We start from the raw sequence: 17975 nt of genomic DNA, 5'->3' as shown, positions 1-17975 counted from the left end.
ATAACCTGATGTCCGCTTCTACTTGTCTTCAAGCTACTCTATCAACCCTCGATCAATAGCCGCTTTCACTAACCCTGCTGTAGAAGTTACCGCCAGTTTTTTCTTAATTCTTAATCGATGAGTCTCCACTGTGCGTACACTAATATGCAGCTTCTTAGCAATGGCTTTGTTGCAGTCACCTTCAACCAACGCATGTAACACGTCAAGTTCTCGTTTTGATAATGTGTCATCTTTGGGCTCTGGTTTTTCATTGAACTGCTCAAGTAACTTGTCTGATGCCTGCGCACTTAAATAAGAACGCCCTTGGGCAACTTGATTGATCGCCAATACCAACTCTTCTGAGCCAACGTCTTTTAACACATAGCCTTTCGCACCCGCCTTCACTGAAGTGACAACGTACTCTTTCGTATCGTGCATAGACAACATAATGACTGAGGTTTCACACGCTTCGCTTTTCAGCTGTTGCAGCACCTCAATACCGTTTAACAAGGGCATATTAATGTCGAGCAAAAGAACGTCGGGCTTTAATGAACGAGTAATCTCTAGCGCCTCCAGACCAGTTCCAGCACAGGCTAATATATTGAGATTATCTTCCCTCTCTAGGCGCGATTTCAAGCCATCCTGCATCAATCGATGATCGTCGGCTAATACTAAATTAATCATAACAACTCCATGTTCAAGCTCACTCGAACTTCAGTCCCTTGCCCTACCTCACTCGACACCGAAAACTTTCCGCCAAGTGCTTGAATACGTTCATTCATATTTCTCACGCCCATTCCTTGTGCCGCAGCTCTCTCTCTACGCTTGTTGGGTATAGAAAACCCACACCCGTCGTCACTGATGGTCAACAGAAGCTCAGATCCTTCTCGCTGCAAAATGACATCTGCTCCTTTCGCTTGCGCATGTTTCTCTACGTTATGAAGTGCCTCTTGAGTCACTCTATACAGTGTCGTTTCAACTTCAGGCAGTAACACGACTTCATCGATATCATGCTCAAAGAGTAAATCCAAATCCGTTCTTGCCCTCAATTGATCTAGGTACGCTTCAATACCAGCCACCAACCCTAAATCATCAAGTTGAGGCGGGCGCAAATCTCGTGAGATCCGCCTTAGTTCTACAATGGCTTGTTCCATTGCGATCTTACCTGATTCTAACTCTTCCAGTTTTCTCTTTTCATCGCTTTCATCACGAACATTCTCAATGCGATATTTAGCCGCAACTAACAGTTGATTTACACCATCGTGAAGCTCTCTCGATACGCGTCGCCGTTCATTTTCTTGAGAATCAACTATCTGCTCATTGAGTAAACTGAGTTGTTCGTTCGCGAGTTTCTTTACGTTTAAATTAAGCGATGCCCCTACTGCCGCAATAAGAAATACCGCAACGATCATGACCGCAAACATGGCAGCAGCACTTTGGCTCACCTTGTCATCAAAGCCATTGTGCATGTGGCGCACTTGTTGTTCGATATCATCAAGGTAAACCCCAGTGCCTATCATCCACTGCCATTTTTCAAGCCCTACGGCGTAGCTTAATTTAGGTAAGGGCTCTAATTTGGACGGCTTGTGCCACTGGTAGTCAACAAAACCGCCTTTTTGTTTGGAGACTTTAATTAACTCTTGAAGCAATTTTTTTCCATGAACATCTTCAACGAGCCACCAGTTCTTGCCAATTCTGTCTTTTTGATAAGGTAATACCAAAGCATCACCTTCCCAATCATAAGCAAAAAAGTAACCGTCATTTCCGTAGGTCATTTGGGTAAGCTTTTCGCGAACGATGGTTTTCGCTTCAGTTTCAGGAAGGTCACTGTCGTAATAGGGCTGAATCGCTTTAATAGCAAGCTCGACATACTGTTGCAGCTCCTGTTTCTTGGAGGCAATCAGATTGGCGCGAATCAAATGAACCTCTTCTTCCACCAGCTGTTTGGCTTGGCTAAACAGTAAGGTCGCCATGATAGAAACCACCACAATTAGGGGCACTACAGAGAGCAAAAAAATGTTAATCGATAATTTTTTATTATTCACAAAACGCATACAACACCATAACTAACATTAATTTTTTATACGTATTACTACGTAACATTCGAAAAACTTTCAGCAATACTACTCATTCAATTTGCGCGTTTATCCCAATTTCGCCCGCTCACTACGACCTTTAAACTCTACCTTAAATGTAACATTGCATTAACACAAGTATCAGCGTACTGCCTTGCAATAGTCGCATTTCAAACAACACACACTAGGGACCTAACGAGGAAATGGATATGAATCTCAACAAAATCGCTCTGATCATGGCTGTTGCAGCAACCAGTGGATTGACGTTCAGCTCAGCACACGCCGCCGACAAAGTACTGCTTAAAACGCCTATCGCTTTTGGTAGTCACTTGCCTGCACTTGGTACGCCTATCAAATGGTATTCAGAGCGCATTCCACAAACCTCAGGTGGCACCATTAAGATGAAAATCTATGAGCCAGGCAAGTTGGTTAATCCTGCTGAGATTCTAGATGCCGTTTCTACCGGTAAAATTAACTCGGGCTATTCAACAGCAGGTTACTGGCAAGGAAAACTACCGGCGGCGGCTCTTTTCTCTGCTGTTCCCTTTGGGCCAGAAGCAGGCGAATACATGGCATGGCTTCACTTTGGTAACGGGTTGAAACTCTATCAAGAGATGTATGACCAAGGCGGTTACAACGTCAAGGTTCTTCCTTGTGCCATTATTTCCCCAGAAACTTCAGGCTGGTTTAAAAAACCGATCGAGAAGCCAGAAGATCTTAAAGGTTTGAACATGCGATTCTTTGGGTTGGGTGCGTCTGTTATGGAGAAATTGGGTGTCGGCACGGTGCAACTGCCGGGTGGTGAAATATTCGGCGCGATGGAAAAAGGGGCGATCGATGCCTCTGAATTCTCTCAACCCGCCATTGACCAACGTCTTGGTTTCCACAAAGTGGCCAAGTACAACTACTTCCCTGGGTGGCACCAACAATCCACCGTGTTTGAGCTGCTGATCAACAAAGATACATGGAACGGCATGGACACAATGCAGCAAAGCGCTGTTGAAACGACCTGTATGGCTGCAATGACTTACTCAATCGCTGAAGGCGAAGCGATGCAATACAGCGCAATGCAAAAAGCCAAAGAGAAAGGTGTTGAGATTCGATACTGGAACGACGAGATGTTGAACCTGTTTGAAACGACGTGGCTAGAAGTGGTTGATGAAAAAGTAGAAGACCCATTCTTTGCCAAAGTTTGGGAAGACTTAAGTGAGTTCCGACGTGGTTACGCTTTGTGGGAATCTCATGCATTCCTTCCGAGAGAGTCAGGCCAATAAACGCGCACTAAAACCTAACACTTTTTAGCAATCACTATTCAATTAATAGCTCGACTGGTCAGCATTAAACGCTGATCAGTCTCACTGGAGGAAATTATGCTTCGTGCGTTATCCACTTCTAGTCCTACACCCGTGTATTTACACATCGATAATTTTATCCAATCAATCAGCAAAGTTATTGCTTGGGCCAACTTGGCACTTATCGCTGTCATCATTATTCAGGTGGTTTTAAGGAAAGTATTCTCTAACGGACAAATAGCCTTTGAAGAGTTGCAGTGGCACCTTTATGCAACTGCCGTCATGTTTGGCACCGCATACGCACAAGTGAATAACCTGCACGTTAGAGTCGATTTGTTTTACCACAAGTTCAGCGAACGTAAAAAAGCATGGGTCGATATTATTGGGCTATCCCTATTCGCTATTCCATTTGTACTTGTCGTGATTTTTCATGCTTACGATTTCACCTATGAAGCTTGGCGAGTCAATGAACGTTCATCATCGCCTTCTGGTTTACCTTTTCGTTGGCTAATCAAAGCGGTCATACCCGTCAGTTTCAGTGTGCTTCTTCTGTCACTAGTTTCTCGTATTTTGCGAAACATCCATACCTTAAATTCCAACACACAGAAAGGAGACTCCCATGGAAGCAAATGAGTGGATCGTTATCGCCATGTTTGGCTCATTTATTCTGTTACTGTTCACTGGTATTCCCGTTGCGTATGTATTGGGCGGCATCGGCGTATTCTTCGCAGGTGTTGGTTATTTTGCCGACATCTATTTAGATACATTCACAGGCTTGGATTACAACACCCTTGGGCTAGTGGTTAACCGTATTTACAAAATAATGGACAACTGGATTTTGGTAGCTTTGCCCATGTTTATCTTTATGGGGAATATGCTAGATAAGTCAGGCATTGCCGAAAAACTGATGGCGTCGATGCAAAAGCTGTTTGGTAAGGTTCATGGTGGATTAGCCGTCACAGTCATGGCTATCGGGATCATTCTCGCGGCATCAACCGGAATCATCGGTGCGTCGGTTGTATTACTGACCGTCATGTCACTGCCGACCATGATGCGCCAAGGCTATCACCTCCCACTGGCACTTGGTACGGTGGCCTCTGCTGGAACACTTGGTATTTTGCTTCCGCCATCCATCATGCTGGTTATCATGGCTGACCAACTGGGCTTATCAGTTGGCGATCTCTTTATGGGGGCGATATTACCAGGGTTGTTGCTTGGTAGCTTATACATCGCGTATATCCTGATTGTCGGTAAACTCAACCCAAATCATGCTCCTGTACCTGATGATGTTCAGCCGGTCGATTGGAGTATCATCTTTGAAGTATTCAAAGCGATTACGCCGACCGTGGTGCTTATTATTGCGGTTCTTGGGTCTATCTTTGCAGGCATCGCGACCCCAACAGAAGCCTCTGGGATTGGTGCATTAGGCGCTACCCTGTTGGCAACCTACAATAGAAAACTCTCACTTAAAGTGATTAAAGATGTCCTTCTTTCCACCTATGGCACCACCGCTTATATTTTCATGATCTTTTTAGGCGCATCCTGTTTTGCCTTGGTATTACGTGAATTAGGGGGTGATGAACTGATTGAATCGTTCCTAAGCGGTTTACCTTTCGGGCCTTATGGGATCATCGCCTTTATCTTAATGATCATTTTCTTCTTAGGCTTCTTCTTAGATTGGATTGAAATAACCCTTATTGCGCTTCCTTTGCTTGCTCCTGTTATTTCAAGCTTAGGCATTGAATTAGACGGTCATGGCGTAGTTGATAACCCTAGCCTAGTCTGGTTCGTTATGTTGGTCGCCATGGCGTTGCAAACAAGTTTTCTAACCCCTCCGGTTGGGTTCGCCCTGTTCTATTTAAAAGGGGTCTGCCCAGAAGGTGTCGCGTTAAAAGATATCTATAAAGGCGTTATACCCTTTATCGTGATTCAACTGATTGCCCTCAGCTGCTTGGTCGCTTGGCCTCAATTGGTACTTTGGTTCCCTAGCGTTGCTTATGGCTAAGTTATTGCGTCAGATGTAAGCCAAAGTCAGAAAATGACCAGACGAAGCAAACTCACCTATACGTTTGCTTCGTCTATACGCTTGCTTCGCCTATAACCGCTCCACAACTTTGCAGTCAAGTTCTCTCAGTAATGACAGTGCCCCCGATAATATTCGTATCCATTCAATTCTACTTAACTTCAATTTTATTTCGTCTTTTTCAACGTCTCTTCGTCTTATAGGGGTAAATACATTAAAACCTTATTGAAGAGACCATTATGATTAAAGTGATTAGTTTTGAAATTTGCCCATTTGTTCAGCGTGTAACAGCGGCACTTGAGACAAGAAACATCCCTTACGAGATCGAATTCATTAGCCTTAAGAATAAACCGCAGTGGTTCCTTGATCTTTCACCTAACGGCCAAGTGCCAGTAATGATCACCGAGAACAACACCGCCCTTTTTGAATCTGATGCGATTGTTGAATACATCGAGGATGAGTTTGGCCCATTAGAAGGTGGTATTTCAAATGAACAACGAGCGCAGGATCGCGCATGGAGCTATCTTGGAACCAAAAACTACCTGTCACAATGCGGGGCCATGAGCAGTAAAGATGAATCGACATTCAACCAACGTACAGAGAAATTGCGCACTGTATTTCAAAAGATTGAGAAGCAACTGACTGGCTCTACAACGTTCTTCAATTCAAACCAACTCAGCAATGTCGATATTGCTTGGTTACCCCTTCTGCATCGCGCGGCTATAGTAAAGGAGCATTCAGGGTACGACCTACTTTGCTGCTTGCCTAAAACGCAAGCATGGCAACAAGCTATATTATCAACAGAGCTTGGAGAAAAATCAGTTTCTTCAGATTTTATCGAGCGATTCAAAAACTTTTATCTCACCAACACGTTTGTTGCGACAATTAATGAAGGCCAAGCCTCTAACTGTTGCACTGTCGATTGTAATAATGCCGATTGTTGTGATGATGGTTGTTGCGAAGCTAATTGTTGTACTTCTGATTGCTGCACCTCAGACAATGCCAAAGAGAAGTGCTGTACGACTAATGGTAGCGTAGCGAACTGCTGCACACCTGACTGTTGCACAAACTAATTTGGTTATTTGATAACCGTTAAATTAAGTGCTCTTAGGAGCACTTATTTGCTAACTTATACAAGGTACTAGGAAAACAGAAGTGAATAGCGAAAAGATGAAAGTTGAAACTGTATGGTCTGAGTACCGAGCTAGCCTCAAAGCCTTTTTACACAAAAACGTCTCTAACCCCGATGACGTTGACGACCTTCTTCAAGAGATTTTAATCAAAACGTACAATAACTTAGGTGTCATAAAAGATAAGAAGAAGATCAAGTCATGGTTGTTTCAGATAGCCAATAATACGATCATCGATTTCTACCGAAAAAACGGTAAACGAACTGAGGAAATAGAAGATCATGTTTGGGAAGGAGAGCCCGAAGAGGTACTACAACAGCTTTCATCCTGCGTACTCCCCTTTATTAAAGGCCTGCCACAAGAACACGCAGACTTACTCACAAAGATAGAGATCGAAGGTGTTCCTCAAAAAGAGTACGCTCAAACTCATGGCATTAAATACTCCACATTAAAATCTCGTGTGCAAAAAAGTCGTTCAATGCTGCATGCCTTGTTTAGCGACTGCTGTGAATTTTCCATTGATGCTCAAGGTAACTTACTGGATTTTCATCAAAAGCCCAAACAGTGCTCGGGTTGCTAAGCGTTCATATAGTGGCTATCAATAAGTAATACTTAGCTTTAACGCCATTGCGCCTTTCACATTCGGTATATATGCGTATAATCCCTCGCTCAATTACGCACCCCAACTGTTAGCGAGTCCCCAATGTCAAAACTGTTTTTTAAAGGCCGAATCGATGCAAGACAAAGCCACGTTCAATCAGGCTATAACGTTAATCGTGACGTCAAGTTAGGAACTGAAGAAGCACCGGTCTCTGTAATGGTTAGCACTGACGAGCGTAAAGCTGAAATTGAAGCATTAGTCGCTGAGCACGCTATCGTAGCAAGCATTACTGTTGATTCGACTAAAGAAGAAAACACACTTGAGCTTGATACGCTGCTAAACAAGCCAAAAACAACAACGTTTGAAAAAACACCAAACCGTAACGACCCTTGTTCTTGCGGAAGTGGTAAAAAATACAAGAAGTGTTGCGGTTAAGTTCCCCACGACTGAAAGTTAACCCTCGTCACAATGTTTTATCAATAGCTCTTCGTCCCAGTAATTAGTGAGCAGTTGAACACATTGTGACGATGGAACCGTCAGCCACTCCTCAATTGCAAAGCTCGGAACCAGAAATGGCATTCGATGATGGTATGGCTGACATTGATTATTTGATGTTGTCGTCAGAGTTACCAGTTTCTGCTGAGACTCTAGTGCGATTCCCGCCATATAGAGCGGTGAACCATCAGCGTTACCAAATAGATATTTCCGTTTACTTCCTTGTTCTGTTCTCCATTCATACCAGCCTGAACATGGCACAATTACTCTGTGGTTTTCAAACGCCTCCCGAAACGTCGATTTCGTCGATACGCTTTCCGCCTGTGCATTAATGATCACTCGCTTAGCCCAGCTTGGTTTTATTCCCCAATTTAGCTCTAACTGTTTATATGCCTGCTTAGAGTGACCAACAGTGGATACCATATTCGTTGGTCTTACATCGCTATTAGGTTGGGTAGTAAATTGCATGTCGAGCAGTTCACTAACTAACTTAGTTAACGGGTCATCAATAACATTAAAGCGTCCACACATACCGTCTCCCACTCACTAAATAGTTTGAGTATAGATAAAGACTGTATAAGAGTTAGCGTTATCCTTCTAATGATCGAATAGTTAAAAATCATTTACTTATGTTTGAGTGTTTCCCTACAAGCACTTACCATTTTCAACATCTAAATAATGTAGTACTGTTGCCCATTTACGAATAGTTGGAAGTTGGATGATGTTTACACTTTTTGATGGCGGTATGGGGCGAGAGCTACAGCGTATGGGTGCGCCGTTTTCTCAGCCGTTATGGAGTGCGCAATCTCTAATAGAATCTCCACAGCATGTACTGCAAGCACATCGCAATTTTATTGAAGCTGACTGTGATGTTATTACCGTCAACAGTTATGCGTGCGTACCGTTTCACCTAGGAACGGAGTTGTTTGAAGAGCAAGGACAGGGTTTAGCCACAACAGCGGCTCAAATTGCTCGTAATGCAGCTGATGAACACCCAAACACGCTTGTCGCTGGTGCACTACCACCTGCATTAGGCTCGTACCGCCCTGACCTGTTTAACGCTGAACAAGCAAGGCCTATTCTTGACGCCCTCATCAATGCACAAGAACCTTTTGTCGACTTGTGGATTGTTGAAACCATCAGCTCTCTTGAGGAGTTTCAACTAGTCCAAGCAATGCTATCGGATTCAAACAAACCGGTGTACTACGCGTTTACACTCAAAGATGATATGACTCCACCCTCTAAGCTTCGTTCGGGAGAAGAGATTAAACGCGTTGCAGAAGCTGTCGCTCAATCCAATGCACAAGCGATTCTATTCAATTGCTCCTGCCCAGAGGTCATGGACGACGCAGTTAAAATCAGCAAACAGATTTTCACTGAGCTTGGTAAAAACATTCAAATTGGTGTTTATGCCAATGGCTTTACACCCATACAAGACGACCACCTTGCCAATGACGGATTATCAGCCATTCGTGATGACCTTTCACCAAAACAATACCTCGAATATGCGAAACAGTGGCTAGATTCAGGTGCATCAATCATTGGAGGATGCTGTGGTATTCACCCTGAGCACATCCAAGCACTGAGTCAATTTAGATCATCAAACCATAATGATTGAGAGCAGTAATGCATAGCTAAACAGCGCGACTAAATACATCAAAACCCACACAATCGATCTCCTGAGCTTGTAACCAGTCTATTAGCTCAGGAGACGTCAAGATTTCAGTCTCGTTTGCTCGTATAGATCGATAGCCTGTCAGTCCTGTTAAGTCGTCAAACTCTTGTGTGCTTGGGTGACACATTAGCTCTATCACCCCTTCAGGGTGCTTCTCTTTATAGTCAGATATAATCTGTTTTAGATTTTCAATTGTTGCGCCTGTATCAAAAAATCCCATGTCAAAGACATCTGGCGTTTGTACCCGCAACATACTTTGCCCTGAAACAATGTTGTCTACACGACGTACAGGCAAGTTAATGTCATTAGCAAACTTCACAAAAGCATTCTTAAGCGGTGGAAATACACCTGCAAAATGATGGGAGTCGATATGATTTACCTCAAACCCGGCTTCAATGGCCGCGCAGTACTGAGCGTTAAGCTCTTTGTAGACCTCTTTTTCACACACGTCAGTCTTGTTAACAAGCACAGTTTTGTCGATAAAGTTTCCTTGCCCATCAACCAAGCTAGAGACTTCAGATGGTTCAGATAACGGCTTGCCACTTGTGACCGTAAAGTGCAGACCCACCTCAGGAATAAGCCCTTCTTTGTACAGATTAGCCGCATGCTCAACAGCTTTTTGATTCATCATTACAGTCGTTGATTTCACAACACCGGCTTTAATACACTCTACGATTCCGTTGTTTACGCTTTCAGATAGGCCGAAGTCATCAGCATTCATAATTAATTTCATTGTCTCATCTCGCCAGTTTCTGCTGATAAAGCAATTTCAAAGAATGCTTTACCAAAGAGAGCAGCCTTTACCGGCTGCATTTTATGACTCGCTATTACTTTTTCAGAACGTGAGCAAAAGCAGGCATATATTCAATGTTTTCACGGACCGTTTCTTCAAACGCGTCCTGAATATGCGAGCCACTGTCGACAATTGGATTTAGAATAAGAGCTCGATGCGCAGCGTTAAGGTCGCCTTCTATTGCGGCTTTCACCGTTAAGGTTTCGAACTCTTTCATCAGCTGAATTAACCTCAGTGTATCTGTTGGAAATGGCGCAACATTAAGTGGCAGGATTTCAGAGCTAGTAATTACCGAACTCACTTCCACGGCACAATCATCAGGCAGGCCCTGAATAGCACCATTGTTGCGCGTATTCACATGCATAATAGAACGCTTATCATTATGTATGCTACTCATCAATTCGCATGCGGCATCTGAGTAATACGCACCACCACGTTCTTCCAAGATTTTAGGTTTCGTGTCTAGTGTTGGGTCGCTATACAGCTCGAGTAAATCAGCTTCAATTTTTGCAACCAGATCAGCTCGGTTACTCTTATTCTTTGATGCTTCAAACTCTTTGTTAATGATATCTCGAGACTGATAGTAGTAACGAAGGTAAGCACAAGGCGTCATGCCCATATTTTTGAGTAGATCTTCATTCCAAGAAAATGGCGGAATATTCTTAGGCGTCATTCTATCGTTGCCCGCTAGAAGCTGTTCATTCACTTGTTCAAGCTTATCTTCACCGTTATGTAGGATCTTACGTGCCCAGACTAAGTGATTAAGACCAGCTATCTGCATCGTCAATTCATCTTGAGGAACGCCTAACATCAATGATGCGCCACGTTCCATGTTAATAGGTACATTACACAGACCCACCGTTTTGATGGTTGAATGTTTAAGTAGAGCTTCAGTTACCATGCCTGATGGGTTCGTAAAATTCAGTAGCCACGCTTTAGGGCATAGATCTTCCATCTCTTTTGCAATTTCAAGGGCGATAGGAATCGTACGGCAAGCATTTGAGAAACCACCTAACCCATTGGTCTCCTGGCCAATCATTTTATATTTGAGTGCGATACGCTCATCACGTAGTCGCGCTTCAATCCGTCCCGCTCTAAACTGAGAACAAACAAAATCTGCATTTTTCAGCGCTGTTTTACGATCTGTTGTTAAATGCACGGTAATATCTGCACCGACTTTCGCTATCATTCGCTCTGTGAGTGCAGCAATGACTTTCGCTTTTTCCATCCCCGCATCGATATCAACAAGCCACAGATTTGAAATAGGCAGTTCATCCTTTCGAGCTAATAATCCTTCAACCAGCTCAGGTGTATAACTAGAACCACCGCCAATCACCGTTACTTTTAATGTCTGTTTGTTTGTCATATCTACTACCTTTCGCTAGAAACCCATTAATTGAGTTCATTAAAACGAATTCACTAACGGTTGACAAACGACTACAATCACCCCATAGATTACTAGAATTCATGTATAGCGTATGTTTGATAATAAACAACAACTTTTGGCCCATTTACACACCTTTAGCGTAGCGGCTAAATATTTGAGTTTTACTGACGCTGCGAATGAACTATTTTTGACTCAAAGTGCCGTCAGCCACCGAATCAAGAAACTTGAGACTCAACTTAAGTTCAACCTCTTCATCCGCAAAACAAGAAAGCTAGAATTAACCCCTGAAGGTTTTCGTGTGTTGTCGATGCTCAACACCTCTTTTGAACTAATTTTTTCTGAGTTGTCCGATATTCAAAACGGCGAACTCAGTGGCGAAATCTACATTGGAACATCACCCTACTTCGCGTCCGCTTGGCTAATGCCGCGATTAAAGAATTTTCGCGGTCTGTATCCAAACTTAAGTATAAAACTGGTAACAAAACAGAATATCTCAGACTTTCAATTTGATCCGATCGACCTTGGTATTTTCTATAGCGATGGCCATTACCCTGACCAATTTAAAGTGCCGCTATTTCAAGGTAAGCGTACTCCTATCTGCACGCCTGAGTACGCAGACAAGCATCGATTGTTCGATGATGTACTTAATCTAAAAGAGGTCAATTTTATCCATAACGGCAGTCACTCTGCATGGCGATATTGGCTTGATCAAATGAAGGTTAACATTGACTGTACACAGCGCTGCGACGTATTTGCTCATGAACACTCATCAGAAGCAGCACGCCAATCGATGGGGATTGCGCTAGGAAGGCTAGAGTTTGATTATGCACTCATTGAATCTGGTGAGTTGGTTGCCCCATTCCCTGCTATAGAGTCAGGAAAAGGCTATGACTTGGTTTGTCCACAAGGGATGCAATCAAGAGCGAAATTCCAAGCGTTTTCAAATTGGATTGTTGATGAGTGTAGAAAAGGCGAATAACGAGGTGTTTCCGAAGACACTATCGCCTTTGACACGATGTACAGCCGCGGCAGGCAGATCGGGTGGTTTTGTCTAATCGTCCACGTTGTATTTTGCAGTACGCATTTTTAAGTGCTCGACGAGCAGAGAACCAGTCGTCGGGCTTTTCCAACAATAAATTACCACCAAATCGCTTTGTGAGAGGGATCCGATACTCTTCTATAAATCGGCTATCAAACCCAATATCGAAGTATTCAAGCGCTTGCTCAATGGAAGTAAATTCAGCGATGGTTTTTTGAATGTCAGCTTGGCTCATGGATTTACTTTGGTATACGTTTATTTAACCAAACCATCATAACAAAAGAGACCTTAGAATAGCAGTACGACTAATCTAAGGCCTCCATTTAAGTTATGTCTTATCGTCTTAAATCTTATACGTACTAGAAAGGTTCTTAAGAGACGTAGCCAAATGGGCTTGCTCTACCGCAGTTGCCGCTATTTGAGCCGCACCTGTTGTTGTCTCTGTCGATTTTTCATCAACAATCGTTACATTCATCGCGATATCTTGTGTGACAACAGATTGCTCTTCTGTCGCCGTTGCAATTTGCTCTGCCATGCTAAAGATCTCATTGACCGCTTCAGAAATACCTTCTAAGGTCTGCTCAACATTTTTGGATTCTTCAACGGCAACTTTGGCTTTTTCCTGACTGCTATCAATAACATTAAATGCATCTTGAACATCGGATTGTAAAGAACTGATAAAGCCTTCAATTTCACTCGTTGATTGCTGTGTTCGCTGAGCAAGTGTTCTCACTTCATCAGCCACAACAGCAAAACCACGGCCCTGTTCACCTGCTCTCGCCGCTTCTATTGCCGCATTAAGCGCAAGTAAGTTTGTCTGTTCCGCCACCGACTTAATCACATCAATAACACTGTTTATGCTATTGCTGCTTTCATGTAGACGCGTGATTTTCTCAGCAAGACCATCGATTTCCATCGCTAAACTATCAATCGATTGATACGATTTCTGCACAGTTCCTAATCCAGACAGGCTCTGCTCATTCGCCACCTTCGCTGATTCTGCAGTTTGCTGTGTTTTTATAGCGACTTCCCTAACGGTCGCCGATAGCTCTTCAATAGCTGTGGCAATAAGGCCAACTTGGTCTTTTTGCTCAACCATCGTCTCCGAGTTGTATTGACAGGTTTGAGAAGTTTCTTCCGCTGCAGAAGCGAGTGTCATGCTCGAACTTGATAGATTATCAATCACACCAGAAAACTGCTCTAACGTAGCGTTTAACGATGCGGAAATGATGCCTAATTCGCTCTTATCAATATGAGTAGCACGAACCGTCAGGTCGCTCTCTTCTCTGACCGTCCCCATCACTGAAACTAAATCTTTTACTCGCGCGGTAAGATCTTTAATGGTGAAGTAACTGACCAATCCTGCCACTAGAATCACCAGTGTACAAAGAATGATACTGATGATCATCGACGTTTGCGCGCTTTGATATTTTTGGTCCGTTAGCTGAATCAAAGATTTAGCAATCTCGTTTTCAGTTTTACTAAGCTGTCCAATTCGCCCTGTCGCTTGAGAAAACCAATGTACTGGATCAACGTCAAAGCCGCTCAATTTTGATTTAGCCAAAGCACGTAGGTTTTCTACTTCTTTGACCGAACTATCCTGTAATTGCTGCTCATAGAATCGAACATTCTGGCGGCTACTAAGTACTTCAAAGTTATTGAAGTAGGTATTTTGCTCTGCAACAAGCGTAACAAACTTCGTCAGCATTCCTGCGCCAAATTCATTCTTAGCAAACGTGTTGTTCATCACTGCTCGTTCTATGCCAGCGCGTTCTTTACCTTGCAAGAAATTGTAATATGCAATGGTTTCTTTGGTCACAAGAGGATCGCTACTGAGTTCTGCAACTAAACCAGATACAGACAACAGCTGTTTATTAATCTGGGTATAAAACGCTAAGGCGTTCGCTAACGTTATAGATTGTGAATCGATCTGGCGACGTATCGCGTCTATTTGGTCTAACCCTTGGTTGATTGAACGATTAAGCTGTTTAATATCAGCAAGTTCAATATGGGCACCTTGCCAGTATTCATTTCGTTTAACACGTTTGCTATCCGCGGCATTTCTTTGCGCCTTGAGTTCATTAGAGAATTGCTTTCCTTTTGAGCCAAGAAAACCCGCAGTCATACCGCGCTCTTTTTGTAGTTCATGAACTAACTCACTGTAAACAACCGATAGGCGCGTAAGTTGATTCAAAGAATGCATCTCGTTTGTTGTTGAGATACTGTTGGAAATAGCAGAGCCACTTAACCATAGAAAACCAAGTATAGGTAAAGCGAGCAAAGTGATAATTTTATGCTTGAAAGAGATATTTGATAGATTCATTAATACTTCCTGACGTCGCGCATAGATGCGCTGTTACTAAGCCTTTAGGTCTAGACGACTTTTATGTGGCATGAAAATATTACTCAGCTAGTTGAACATCAATAACCCTTAATGGTTATACGGGTACTTCTTTATCTTGACTCAAGAGATATAGCACTTTATTCATTATTTTGTGACATGGCTCCATCAAACATGGAGCCTCTACCTGTTTCTATAGTGATTTAGACAGTTGTCTCATTCCCTGCTTCATCGGTAATTATCAATAGGCTATAGTCACCCTATACATATCTTTCATTGAGTTTGGTTGAGATGGATTTCACACTAATACTTATCGTCATTGCTGCTATTTTTTGTTTTTTACTTTACGGTGCTGCGCTTGGAATTGAAGCGCGTAATAAAGTAAACAAACTGACCAAACGTATCGTTCGACTTGAACAGCAGTTATCCGAACAAATCCAAGCTGAAACCACTAACAGAGAGCGAAACCTTGACGATCTTAGTCCTTCAGCTAACTCCTCTCCAAACCTCACTTCTGAAGATATCGGTCACTCAGTTAAAGATGAAACCGAAAAGATAGCGAACTTTCAGGCGTCTGAATTGGTTAGCGCGAATGCCATATCACAAATTGATCAACAAGATGGTGTGCATGTCAGTTTGGGTGATGGTAGTGACGAGAAGCCGACTAGGAACTCGCGCTCTACTTGGCAAATGTTCAGTGGGTTGATCAGCTCTTTTAACATCAAAGATAACGGGCTTTACTGGCTAGGAGGAGTAATACTCGCCTTTGGTGGTTTATTCCTAGCAAAATACACCTTAGAGTCAGGTTTACTGTCACCTGTTGCCCGCGTCTTGCTCGGCTTTACTACCGGTATTGGTTTGATTATTGCGGCTGAGTATCTCACCCAGAAAAAAGAGCGCTTTAACATTCAGGGGGACTACATAAGTGCCGCTCTTGTGTCAGGTGGGGTGATCACTTGCTACGCAATGACACTCGTCGCATCTCATTACTACCAGCTTATATCGCCTACCTTTGCGTTTATCACCTTAGCAATTATCGCTTTAACAGCAACAGCAATGACGCTGCGATATGGGCCAATTGTCGCAGTCATTGGCATTTTAGGCGCATACTCTGTTCCTTTGCCATTTTGGCACCTCGATTATAGTGTATTGGCGATTGCAGGTTACATCGTATTAGTTAGTGCATCTGCCATATTTGTTGCTAACAGAATACGGCTTAACTGGTTATGGTGGTTAAGCTTCGTTGCTCACTTTAGCTGGTTTTTCATCATGGTCGTACTGGGTGGAAAAGGAGAAGCCTTGACCATAGTGCTATTTTCTCTGGTATCGCTTTATCTATATGTACTGAGCGATATTTTGGGTTGGAAGCTACAGCATGTTAATTCTCGTCCAATGCCCATCAATGTTTTACTCATGCCGAGAAAAGAACAGGTAGGGCTGCTAGCCTCACTGTTGCCTATTTGGCTGTTTTATTATGTCTACGGTTACCAACCAAGCCTTATCCTTACCACCGTAGCAATACTCGCGTTATTATGCGCAGCTCCACTTAGACATTCAGCGTTCGATACTTGGCCAATTCTCGGTTGGCTTTTCTCCATCGCGACTCTTTGGATGCTATTACCAGAAGCTGATTATAACGACCTAGACTTTGTTTTCACTGGTGCTCATCTATATAGTCAGGCCATCGCACTCGCACTGTTTAGCTATGCATTATACGCACAACGGCTCTATCCAGAACGGTTGGCGTTTTCTTTGTTACTCGTCGTAGCGCCTAGCTCTCTTTTTGCGCTGTGTTATATCTTCTCACCTCCACAAGCAAACCTAGCGATGTATTCACTTTGGGCGGTTGAACTTGCATTACTGGCTTTTATCGCAGAGAGGCTAACCGCAAAGCACGACTGTGCGTGGGTAAAACTGTCAGGGTTGTTACTGGTTAACGTGCATGTCAGCTTAATTCTGACTATGTTGCTCGAGTCTAGCACTCTAACCTTAGCATTGAGTATGCAAGTTGTCGGTTTAGGGTATTGGTGTCACCGCTTAATACTCACTCCTCCACCTTGGTTAGTCAAAACACTGTTATCAGTCTTGTTAGTTCGGTTAACGCTGTTCCCATGGCTTGATGGATACAGCGATGAATTACTGTTTGGCTTTCATTGGACGATCATAATTTACCCGCTGATTATCGCTCTGCTTTTTGCGGCTCGTCGCTATTATCAAGATACTAACCTGAGCCAAATTATCAGTGGAGCAATCCTGCATGTGACCGCGTTGTTGGTAACAACTGAAAGTAGCTACCAGCTCGTTGGCAGCTACCCAGACCTTATCTCACCAAGCTTTCATGAAGCCATATTACTGGCTATGAACTGGTTAATTATGGCGGCTGTTTATTGTTATCGAAGCCAGTACTCTCAATCACTTCGCACGGCCTACCTTGGCTTCGCTGCACTGTTAACTATTGGCGCAAGCTATTACCATTTAGGCCTACTCACTTTCAACAACCCCTGGGTTTTCTATCTATCGATTGGGGAATGGTCACTATTAAACTGGATGCTACCCTTATGGTTGATACCAACTCTAGTAGTACTGGTAACGAGTCGCTTGCCTCTGTTCCAATCTAAACAGCGCGTTATCATGTACAGCATATCGGCACTGTGGTTGCTGCAATTTATCAATGGCACCATTCGCCACCAATTTCATGATGATGTCATCTCACTCAGTCTATCTACCCAAGAGTTAGAAATGTACGCCTATTCACTAGTTTGGTTGTTGATCTCTATTGGTTGTCTGCTCTTTGCTAGCCGTTACACCGCGCCACTCATTTCAAAAGTTGGCTTTGGGATTCTGGCCGTCGTCGTATGTAAAGCATTTCTAATTGATATGTCACAGTTAACAGGACTATACCGCGCCTTATCCTTCCTTGGTTTAGGAATCAGTTTGCTCGGAATCGGATGGTTATTTCAGAAACTTAAAGAGACGCATTCAATAGAATGAGGAAGTGATCTAACCACTGATTCAAGGGATTGAATTTAAAGATAAGACAGATCGATTTGCAAAGTTCTAGATACGACGAATGAAAACGGACCTAGAACTGAGCACCCTCCTATTTTCATAGGGCTGCGAATCTCAGCCCGTAAGAAAATAAGAG

The 17975-nt window shown here is 43.2% G+C and carries 15 protein-coding genes and 1 pseudogene; 9 read left to right on the top strand and 7 right to left on the bottom strand.

Annotation, left to right across the window (positions count from 1 at the left end):
• Positions 1-33: 33 nt before the first annotated feature.
• Both L4D20_RS02800 and L4D20_RS02795 read right to left on the bottom strand, forming a co-directional pair.
• Positions 34-663, bottom strand: coding sequence for a response regulator (locus L4D20_RS02800; RefSeq protein ID WP_428800032.1), 630 nt, complete (start codon positions 661-663; stop codon positions 34-36).
• A complete protein-coding gene (locus L4D20_RS02795; protein WP_428800031.1) occupies positions 660-2033 on the bottom strand; it encodes a cache domain-containing protein in 1374 nt (457 codons plus the stop codon). The genes L4D20_RS02800 and L4D20_RS02795 overlap by 4 nt, the downstream gene beginning before the upstream one ends.
• A 230-nt stretch (positions 2034-2263) precedes the next feature.
• On the opposite strand from L4D20_RS02795, the gene L4D20_RS02790 reads away from it, so the two are divergent.
• The 6 genes and pseudogenes from L4D20_RS02790 (at position 2264) to L4D20_RS02765 (ending at position 7535) form a co-directional block, all read left to right on the top strand.
• Entirely contained in the window at positions 2264-3328 is a 1065-nt protein-coding gene (locus L4D20_RS02790) for a TRAP transporter substrate-binding protein (RefSeq protein ID WP_428800030.1), read from the top strand.
• 96 nt (positions 3329-3424) lie between these two features.
• The gene (locus L4D20_RS02785; protein ID WP_428800029.1) at positions 3425-3979 is read left to right on the top strand and encodes a TRAP transporter small permease subunit; all 555 of its coding nucleotides are present in this window, start codon (positions 3425-3427) and stop codon (positions 3977-3979) included.
• On the top strand, positions 3966-5351 hold the full coding sequence (locus L4D20_RS02780; RefSeq protein ID WP_428800028.1) for a TRAP transporter large permease: 1386 nt from the start codon (positions 3966-3968) through the stop codon (positions 5349-5351). The genes L4D20_RS02785 and L4D20_RS02780 overlap by 14 nt, the downstream gene beginning before the upstream one ends.
• Before the next feature lie 257 nt (positions 5352-5608).
• Positions 5609-6283: pseudogene (locus L4D20_RS02775) on the top strand (glutathione S-transferase family protein); the annotation flags it as partial.
• A gap of 256 nt (positions 6284-6539) precedes the next feature.
• A complete protein-coding gene (gene sigZ / locus L4D20_RS02770) occupies positions 6540-7079 on the top strand; it encodes an RNA polymerase sigma factor SigZ (RefSeq protein WP_428800745.1) in 540 nt (179 codons plus the stop codon).
• Positions 7080-7202: 123 nt separating this feature from the next.
• A complete protein-coding gene (locus L4D20_RS02765; protein WP_428800027.1) occupies positions 7203-7535 on the top strand; it encodes a PBPRA1643 family SWIM/SEC-C metal-binding motif protein in 333 nt (110 codons plus the stop codon).
• Positions 7536-7553: 18 nt separating this feature from the next.
• Here the strand turns inward: L4D20_RS02765 and L4D20_RS02760 are convergent, their stop codons facing one another.
• Positions 7554-8126 (bottom strand): SOS response-associated peptidase, encoded by a 573-nt coding sequence (locus L4D20_RS02760; RefSeq protein WP_428800026.1) that lies wholly within the window; start codon positions 8124-8126, stop codon positions 7554-7556.
• Positions 8127-8316: 190 nt separating this feature from the next.
• Between L4D20_RS02760 and L4D20_RS02755 the strand changes: the two genes are divergently transcribed.
• On the top strand, positions 8317-9213 hold the full coding sequence (locus tag L4D20_RS02755; RefSeq protein ID WP_428800744.1) for a homocysteine S-methyltransferase family protein: 897 nt from the start codon (positions 8317-8319) through the stop codon (positions 9211-9213).
• Between the two features lie 16 nt (positions 9214-9229).
• Here L4D20_RS02755 and L4D20_RS02750 read toward each other — a convergent pair whose 3' ends face one another.
• Positions 9230-10003 (bottom strand): carbohydrate deacetylase, encoded by a 774-nt coding sequence (locus tag L4D20_RS02750; protein WP_428800025.1) that lies wholly within the window; start codon positions 10001-10003, stop codon positions 9230-9232.
• A gap of 94 nt (positions 10004-10097) precedes the next feature.
• Positions 10098-11429, bottom strand: coding sequence for a 6-phospho-beta-glucosidase (locus tag L4D20_RS02745; RefSeq protein WP_428800024.1), 1332 nt, complete (start codon positions 11427-11429; stop codon positions 10098-10100).
• Positions 11430-11541: 112 nt separating this feature from the next.
• Between L4D20_RS02745 and L4D20_RS02740 the strand changes: the two genes are divergently transcribed.
• Positions 11542-12429 carry a LysR substrate-binding domain-containing protein gene (locus L4D20_RS02740; protein ID WP_428800023.1) on the top strand — a complete coding sequence of 296 codons (888 nt, stop codon included), beginning with the start codon at positions 11542-11544 and terminating at the stop codon, positions 12427-12429.
• Positions 12430-12448: 19 nt separating this feature from the next.
• On the opposite strand, the gene nifW is transcribed toward L4D20_RS02740, so the two are convergent.
• The gene (nifW, locus tag L4D20_RS02735; protein WP_428800022.1) at positions 12449-12724 is read right to left on the bottom strand and encodes a nitrogenase-stabilizing/protective NifW family protein; all 276 of its coding nucleotides are present in this window, start codon (positions 12722-12724) and stop codon (positions 12449-12451) included.
• Between the two features lie 108 nt (positions 12725-12832).
• On the bottom strand, positions 12833-14812 hold the full coding sequence (locus L4D20_RS02730; protein WP_428800021.1) for a methyl-accepting chemotaxis protein: 1980 nt from the start codon (positions 14810-14812) through the stop codon (positions 12833-12835).
• Positions 14813-15121: 309 nt separating this feature from the next.
• Here L4D20_RS02730 and L4D20_RS02725 point away from each other — a divergent pair, with 309 nt between their 5' ends.
• Positions 15122-17821, top strand: a complete 2700-nt coding sequence (locus L4D20_RS02725) for a DUF2339 domain-containing protein (protein ID WP_428800020.1) — start codon at positions 15122-15124, stop codon at positions 17819-17821.
• The last annotated feature ends 154 nt before the right edge of the window (positions 17822-17975 follow it).

The organism is Vibrio kyushuensis (assembly GCF_050337325.1).
In the GTDB taxonomy this organism is placed as follows: domain Bacteria; phylum Pseudomonadota; class Gammaproteobacteria; order Enterobacterales; family Vibrionaceae; genus Vibrio; species Vibrio kyushuensis.
The sequence above is the reverse complement of the archived record's forward strand: the minus strand, read 5'-3'. Positions and strand labels throughout refer to the sequence as shown.

Bases quoted from the DNA above. Each gene is read 5' to 3' on its own strand.
- L4D20_RS02800 (WP_428800032.1), bottom strand. From the start codon at position 663: ATGATTAATTTAGTATTAGCCGACGATCATCGATTGATGCAGGATGGC.
- L4D20_RS02795 (WP_428800031.1), bottom strand. From the start codon at position 2,033: ATGCGTTTTGTGAATAATAAAAAATTATCGATTAACATTTTTTTGCTC.
- L4D20_RS02790 (WP_428800030.1), top strand. From the start codon at position 2,264: ATGAATCTCAACAAAATCGCTCTGATCATGGCTGTTGCAGCAACCAGT.
- L4D20_RS02785 (WP_428800029.1), top strand. From the start codon at position 3,425: ATGCTTCGTGCGTTATCCACTTCTAGTCCTACACCCGTGTATTTACAC.
- L4D20_RS02780 (WP_428800028.1), top strand. From the start codon at position 3,966: ATGGAAGCAAATGAGTGGATCGTTATCGCCATGTTTGGCTCATTTATT.
- sigZ (WP_428800745.1), top strand. From the start codon at position 6,540: ATGAAAGTTGAAACTGTATGGTCTGAGTACCGAGCTAGCCTCAAAGCC.
- L4D20_RS02765 (WP_428800027.1), top strand. From the start codon at position 7,203: ATGTCAAAACTGTTTTTTAAAGGCCGAATCGATGCAAGACAAAGCCAC.
- L4D20_RS02760 (WP_428800026.1), bottom strand. From the start codon at position 8,126: ATGTGTGGACGCTTTAATGTTATTGATGACCCGTTAACTAAGTTAGTT.
- L4D20_RS02755 (WP_428800744.1), top strand. From the start codon at position 8,317: ATGTTTACACTTTTTGATGGCGGTATGGGGCGAGAGCTACAGCGTATG.
- L4D20_RS02750 (WP_428800025.1), bottom strand. From the start codon at position 10,003: ATGAAATTAATTATGAATGCTGATGACTTCGGCCTATCTGAAAGCGTA.
- L4D20_RS02745 (WP_428800024.1), bottom strand. From the start codon at position 11,429: ATGACAAACAAACAGACATTAAAAGTAACGGTGATTGGCGGTGGTTCT.
- L4D20_RS02740 (WP_428800023.1), top strand. From the start codon at position 11,542: ATGTTTGATAATAAACAACAACTTTTGGCCCATTTACACACCTTTAGC.
- nifW (WP_428800022.1), bottom strand. From the start codon at position 12,724: ATGAGCCAAGCTGACATTCAAAAAACCATCGCTGAATTTACTTCCATT.
- L4D20_RS02730 (WP_428800021.1), bottom strand. From the start codon at position 14,812: ATGAATCTATCAAATATCTCTTTCAAGCATAAAATTATCACTTTGCTC.
- L4D20_RS02725 (WP_428800020.1), top strand. From the start codon at position 15,122: ATGGATTTCACACTAATACTTATCGTCATTGCTGCTATTTTTTGTTTT.